The following is a 6,437-nucleotide window of genomic DNA, read 5'->3' on the forward strand; positions in this document are numbered from 1 at the left end:
TGCAGTGTCAGTTCTATATATTTAGTATAGAAAAAGCCTTCTTTCCTTTCGGAAAAAAAGCTTTATTCTTTATGAAAATAAATACTGCTACTACTTAAGATCAATAAAAACAACAACCCTGTCTGAATCCAATAAACAGTATAGTCCAAAATACCATGTATCAAAACAGTGAGGATACAAGCTGTAATCAATGAGAACAATCGCATATCGATTCTTCTTTGAAATAATTTCCACACCTGCTTCAAATTACTTCCTAAATAAATCGCAAAGATGAAGACTCCGATCACTCCATGGCTTAAAAAAGGATCTAGGTAAACACTATGAGCATGTTGTGTCGGATGACCGTGGTAAAGGGGATAGATATGATAATAAGTCAAAGGCCCTTCTCCTAGTAATGGATGGGCTTGTATCCCTTTTAACGCTGTTTCCCATATATTAGCTCGTTTAAGGAAATCTGTGAAAATACTTGTTCTTTGTAAGATATCCGGTTTCACCAATATACTCATGCCTCCGGCTCCTAATACTGCCATTGTAGAAGTGAAATAGCCAAAGCGCTTATTGATCAAAAACATAAACGGTATGGTCACAACAAAAGGGATCCAAGCTGTTCTACAGCCCGTTAGATACAAAGCGAACAAATTACATCCTATGGTAACTACATAGAAAATAATTCTACGCATTGTTTTTACTTGCATCATTTTATAAATACAAATCAATACCAGAAACTCAATCATCATCGCATAATAGTTTGCGTTGAAAAAAGTAGAATTGATTCTGTTTTTCGGATTATCCTCTACTCTTAATTCAATAAAGCTATAATCCAAACGATCGATGATACGAAAATACTCCATGATCGCCCACGCAAAACAGAATAAAGAGATAATACAACAAGCATCAAGTAATAGCTCAAATAAACGTTTATTAATTATGGTTCTATAATAAAAAATAAAAAGGAATAACAGTAATATTCCAATCGCACAAAATCCTCCGAGAATATTTCCATTCACAAATGCAACGATCGATGTCAGAATACAAAATCCAATGGCCCATTTTGAGCGAGGTACTTCTTCTATGATTGTTTTCAACCTCTTCTTGATCATAAGATAGACTAAAGTACAAGCAATCGCAATCAAGCAACAGTAAAACGGAAGGAAGATAGAACAAACGACAAACATAATGATATATTCATCTAGTGTAAAACCATCAAGTTTACGATGTAAAAATGCATTCATCTTGTTCATACAAATCCTCCATTCCTCATGCTAGTCACCATTATACCATTTCATAAAAAAAATAACAATTTTTCTAGTGTTGTCTTACAAAATTGATAGAAAGCTGATAAAAAGAAGTAGAAAAAGGATTCCACTGTACTCTTTTGAGCTTACAAGTACAGCAGAATCATTTTTAGGGGTCAATATATCATCTTGATGTTTTGTCCTTCCAGGTAATCATATAATTCAATTTCAGGATGCTTTAGCATTTCTCTTAGTTGATAAGGATCTTCGATATGCCTCACATTCTTTTCAAAAAAGGTTACCATATTCCTAATCTCTTCTCTACTTTTAAAATCACATATCGCTACGCCGCCTTTTCCACTTGGTAATAACACTCCATTATCTATCGGATTGATATAGATTGTCAGCTTTTCTTCCTTAATTTCCAATCGCAGATACAAGGTATAACGTGACATACCATATAAACCGCAACGGCGCTCCACACTAAATATACAAGAATCCACACTGGAAAGAGGAATGACACGCAGAAATGGTTCTACTGTGTTATTACAAAGGACATAGCCAATGATCTGCCATCTTTTTGATGTCTTATAGACCGGTATGACTCTTACATATTCTGCGCTAATATCATAAACTTGGCCACCTGCCACATACATTGGAAGCCAAACGATCAATATCAATAACGCAAACCCAATCATACAAAGCGATTGATTTAGTTTTATCGGTGTTTCAAAGCATTCAAAACCTTTAAAGATCATCCATCCAAAAAACAATCCAAACAATAGGATCACAATAGAAACAGCTATCATACGTCTACGTGTCATGATCATTTTCTTATGCAACTTTCTTTTACCCATGTTGATTCCTCTCTTAATACCTAACCTTTATGTTGAGGCTTTCTAAATAATCATAAATGACGATATCCGGATTTTTTAATGCATCCACGATATGGAATGGGTCTTCAATCGTAATTTGATTCATTTCGAAGAAATGTACCAAGTTACAAATATCTTTACGTGATTGACAACCGGTAAACAAATAACCACCTTTTCCACTTGGCATCAGAATACCATTTTCCATTGGATTGATATATAAAGTGATATGATCCTTAGCATCATAGTATAGTGTGAGCATGTAGCTGTAACGTGACATCGCCCACGTTCCTGCATGGCGATCAACATGAAAGGTTCCATAGCGAATAGATGTTAATGGGATAACGTTCAAAAATGGTTCAATATCATCGTTTAATAGAATATGGAATATCATCTTCCATTTTTTTATCACGCTAAGTTTTGGAATCACCTTTACACTTTTTTCGTTGATATCATATATTTGAGCATTCGCAACAAAGATCGGCATCCAAAGCAAAATACACATTGCGATAAAAATCAAAATACAAATGGTGTATAAACCATCGTCATCTCCAATCACGGAGCCGATTGCTTTGGCACAGGCAAAACCCATAATAGCCCCACAAAACAGTTCCACCATGAAGTTTTGAAGAATCTTCTTTCTACTGATGTTCAATTTTTTAAATTCCCTTTTTTCTTTTGTCATAGGTATCACCCTTTCTGACTATAGTTTAACACTTGTATTCTTTATTAAAAGAATTCATGCAAATGTGGCTTCATTTTCTACATATTCGGTCATTTTAAAGGAAATCGCCGTGATATAAATGCCATGTTCTGAATCAATATTGCTTATCAACTCTCCATGATATTTTTCTGCAGTATGCTTCATATTCTGTAACCCATATCCATGTCCTACACCATCCTGTTTACTGCTATTCTCATGAAGTATGGTATCCCTTGTACTGTTTTTCATCTTCCATATCACTTTATCCGATACCATTTTCATTTTTAAAAGAATAAAGCGATCCTCACATTGTAAACAACTTTCATATGCATTATCCAATAGATTACATAAAACAGCACATAAATCTACAGCATCCATAAAGCCATAATCTATATCTTCACTTTCGATATTGCATTGTATGTTCGCTTCCATAAATTTAGGATGATATAATTGAAGAATCTTATCAATCAATAAGTCTCCAGTTTTTTGATACTGCAACAACTCTTGTGTTTTTTTCTGTATTTCCTTACGATATGCTTCTACCCCTTCATCCCTATCTCCTAGATGATCCAAAAGTGCCAAATGCTTTTTTAGATCATGCATATTTTTCATGATAAAATCGTTTTCCTTTTGGATAGCTTCATATCGTTCTTTGTTGCCCATCATTGTATATGCTTTTTCTTGAGCTAGTATTTGTTTTTCTTTTCCAACTTCCATGCAATAACAAATACGATAAAAGCTACCCAGCATCATCAACAGCATCATAATGATCATATCCAAACCAGCGCTTATAGGAAGACGATCATGGGCAACCATCGCAAGTAAGAACAAAAAACAGATCAACCCTATCATTGCCGGATAAATGTACATTTGATCATAGGTTTGATTTCTTCGATACATGAGTATGAATTGAAGTACATAGGCACAACCTGCGATAAATACATCATCATAGAAAACCGGGGTTCCCCAAAAGGATCGTGCTCCCATATAGGTGGAAAACACCATCCAAATACAAAAGGCTCTGATATAAGTGAGCATTAACAAAGTACTATCTTCCCAAAAGCCCGCATCTTTTCGATATAATAAACAAGAAGTCATGATCATCAAAATTAAGATCATGTGATACCAACGGGTAGAAACAAAGGTAGAACACAAAAAAAAGACTGCTAACAACTTCACATATTTTTGAATTTGCGTATACATTGCACGATAGCCCTGTTTCATCGTTTCTTGATATTGATAAATCTGAAGCAATATCAATATCATAAACAAACCGGAAGCAAGATAATTCATAAGCTTTTCTCCTGATAAAGAAACCAGCTTTTCGAAACATCATCGATCCTTCTTCTCGCAAGTGGCAATATTTGACCATTCTCTAACTCTATCGTTTCCTTTTGTATCGTTTTGATCTGTCTGACATGTACTAGGATCCCTTTATAACATTCTATAAACATAGAAGCATCTAGTTGTTCCTTCCATTCATGAAAAGACTCTTTACTAATACAAGCTTCACTTTGAGTATGAATACATACCTTTCTACCATAGGACTCTATATAAAAGATATCAGAGCGTTTGATTCTTCTAGAGGTAGTTCCATCTCTTGCGATCAAATAGCTTCCATGATCATATACAGCTAGAACCTCATCCAGTTCACTGAACAACAAATCCTTTGCAACCGGCTTCAACAAATATCTTGCGGCTTGTATTTTATAACCTTCCATACTATATTTTAAATAAGATGTAATCACGATAATGATCATATCGGGATATTGCTTTCTCAACTCTTTGGCTATGTCTATGCCATTTTCTTTACCAACCTCAATATCCAAAAAAAGAACATCATAAGATGTTTTAGAGCACAATAACCCTGCTCCATGATCAAACAAATCAAAACGATTGATTTCTATTTCCTTTCGATCAAAATATTCTTCAACCATTAGCTTTGTATGCATAGCACAGGCTACATCGTCATCTAGCACACATAAATTCATCATGATCATCCCTCACTTTTTCTATATATTATACCATGGCATCTTTCGTTTCTGTTGAATAAATGACATATGTGGTAGGATATCCTACAAAAAAGGCATTGTTTTCACAATGTCCTCTTCTTATTTATTCTCTATTTCATTTAATTCGGTCGTTTTATCAGAAACTTTTACTTCTAATTCAGATTGCTCATTCTTTAACTTTTGTAAATCAGATTCAGCATCACTGATTGCTTTTTCTAAAGCTTTCATTTTATCTGGATACTTACGATTTTCTGTTTCTAATTCTGTTGCTTTTGTGGAAGCTTCCTTTTGCGCTGCTTCCATGTTTTGTTTTGCAGTTTCCATCGCTTCTTTCAAAGAAGCATCCTCAGGAGCCGCATTATAAGCTGATACAGCATCGTTATATGCTTTTTCCGCCAAAGTCTGATTATTGATTGCTGCCTGTGCCTCACTACTTAAGGTACTAACTTGATTAGAATAATTCGTCTTATTTTGATTTGCTTCTTCTAAGGCTTTGCTAGCTGCCTCTACTTCTTTCTTTTTACTGCTTAATTTTCCTTCTAAAACCTCAAGCTCTCCCTTGATCTTCGCTATTTGAGCACTATTATCAGTGATATCTTCCCCTTTATTATCTACTTTATTATCATCAGTTTTATTTTCGTCATCTTTATCTTTTTCTTCTGGCTTATTGGTCTCTGTATCCTTTGTATCACTGCCCAAGAAGTTATCTAATGCATATTTTACACCAAAACCTCCCGCAATCAATATCACAACAGCAACAATACCGATGATGACATACGTAATGATTTTATTCATTTTCTGATCAGCTTCAGGATCCTTTTCTTTTTTTCTTCTTTTAGGAAGATCATCCTCATCCTCTTCTTCGTCCTCTTCCTCATCAAGGAATGGCTCAAAAGTCTGTGTCATAGAATCCACTGTCTGTTCAACTTCTTCTTCATCTACTTCACTTTCATCTTCATCCATATCTTCACTGGAAAAACTAGCTTTCGGCTTTCTATCCATAATGACCAAAGTCTTATCATAAGCCTCATCACCTTGATACCCCACTCTTGTTTTCGTTAGATCATCATCAACTTGAATATCTGGAATACCTCCGCTTTTAGGCAAAGGCTGAGTTTCTTCTCTTGTATATGCTTCAAAAGAAAACGGTTCTTCAGTTTTCTTTGTCGTTTCTTCTTTCTGTTTTTTTAATTCATTGATTTTTTTTCTTAATTCATTATCTTTGCTGTAGGCATTGATCATATCTGATAAATCATCAGTTTGACCATTGATTCTTTCATCATCTTCATTCCACATAGCAAGTCCTCCATCTAATCATCATCAGCATATGCTGTTATCCTTTATTTAAGGAAAGAGTGTTCATATAAATGAACACTCATATCGAATTATCTGCATCTCAAAGGAGGAGAGAGAAAATTCGTATGTAAGTTCACATACATTAAATTCATTGGCTAGATGAAAATATGCAATCTTACACATTGATTATAACACAGGTTTTCACAATACGTCATGGGAAATACTTAAAATTTGCTTACATTTTACGATGTTTTTTTCCTAATTCTAGGAAATTAGCAAGAAAATGACCCATAAATGGATCATGTGAAAACAAAGTCTC

At 34.5% G+C, this 6,437-nt stretch carries 6 protein-coding genes; all 6 read right to left on the reverse strand.

Features of this window, described 5'->3' with window-relative positions:
- Window positions 1–62: 62 nt before the first annotated feature.
- The 6 genes from UGRO018_RS17240 to UGRO018_RS17265 all read right to left on the reverse strand — a co-directional run bounded on the left by UGRO018_RS17240 (window position 63) and on the right by UGRO018_RS17265 (window position 6,118).
- A complete protein-coding gene (locus UGRO018_RS17240; protein ID WP_416327752.1) occupies window positions 63–1,241 on the reverse strand; it encodes an O-antigen ligase family protein in 1,179 nt (392 codons plus the stop codon).
- Window positions 1,242–1,411: 170 nt separating this feature from the next.
- Window positions 1,412–2,092 (reverse strand): hypothetical protein, encoded by a 681-nt coding sequence (locus UGRO018_RS17245; protein ID WP_416327753.1) that lies wholly within the window; start codon window positions 2,090–2,092, stop codon window positions 1,412–1,414.
- A gap of 13 nt (window positions 2,093–2,105) precedes the next feature.
- On the reverse strand, window positions 2,106–2,792 hold the full coding sequence (locus tag UGRO018_RS17250) for a hypothetical protein (protein ID WP_416327754.1): 687 nt from the start codon (window positions 2,790–2,792) through the stop codon (window positions 2,106–2,108).
- Window positions 2,793–2,846: 54 nt separating this feature from the next.
- Complete coding sequence (locus tag UGRO018_RS17255) at window positions 2,847–4,103, reverse strand: GHKL domain-containing protein (RefSeq protein ID WP_416327755.1); 1,257 nt, start codon at window positions 4,101–4,103, stop codon at window positions 2,847–2,849.
- Window positions 4,100–4,804: a LytR/AlgR family response regulator transcription factor gene (locus UGRO018_RS17260; protein ID WP_416327756.1), complete on the reverse strand. Its 705-nt coding sequence runs from the start codon at window positions 4,802–4,804 to the stop codon at window positions 4,100–4,102. Before UGRO018_RS17260 ends, UGRO018_RS17255 begins: the two co-directional genes overlap by 4 nt.
- A gap of 117 nt (window positions 4,805–4,921) precedes the next feature.
- The gene (locus UGRO018_RS17265; RefSeq protein ID WP_416327757.1) at window positions 4,922–6,118 is read right to left on the reverse strand and encodes a coiled-coil domain-containing protein; all 1,197 of its coding nucleotides are present in this window, start codon (window positions 6,116–6,118) and stop codon (window positions 4,922–4,924) included.
- Window positions 6,119–6,437 lie beyond the last annotated feature (319 nt).

Source organism: Hoskinsella mucinilytica, assembly GCF_045223415.1.
Lineage (GTDB): Bacteria > Bacillota_I > Bacilli_A > Erysipelotrichales > Erysipelotrichaceae > Hoskinsella > Hoskinsella mucinilytica.

What these genes read in the sequence shown, in the direction of transcription:
- UGRO018_RS17240 (WP_416327752.1), bottom strand. Translation starts at nt 1,241, where the DNA reads ATGAACAAGATGAATGCATTTTTACATCGTAAACTTGATGGTTTTACA.
- UGRO018_RS17245 (WP_416327753.1), bottom strand. Translation starts at nt 2,092, where the DNA reads ATGGGTAAAAGAAAGTTGCATAAGAAAATGATCATGACACGTAGACGT.
- UGRO018_RS17250 (WP_416327754.1), bottom strand. Translation starts at nt 2,792, where the DNA reads ATGACAAAAGAAAAAAGGGAATTTAAAAAATTGAACATCAGTAGAAAG.
- UGRO018_RS17255 (WP_416327755.1), bottom strand. Translation starts at nt 4,103, where the DNA reads ATGAATTATCTTGCTTCCGGTTTGTTTATGATATTGATATTGCTTCAG.
- UGRO018_RS17260 (WP_416327756.1), bottom strand. Translation starts at nt 4,804, where the DNA reads ATGATGAATTTATGTGTGCTAGATGACGATGTAGCCTGTGCTATGCAT.
- UGRO018_RS17265 (WP_416327757.1), bottom strand. Translation starts at nt 6,118, where the DNA reads ATGTGGAATGAAGATGATGAAAGAATCAATGGTCAAACTGATGATTTA.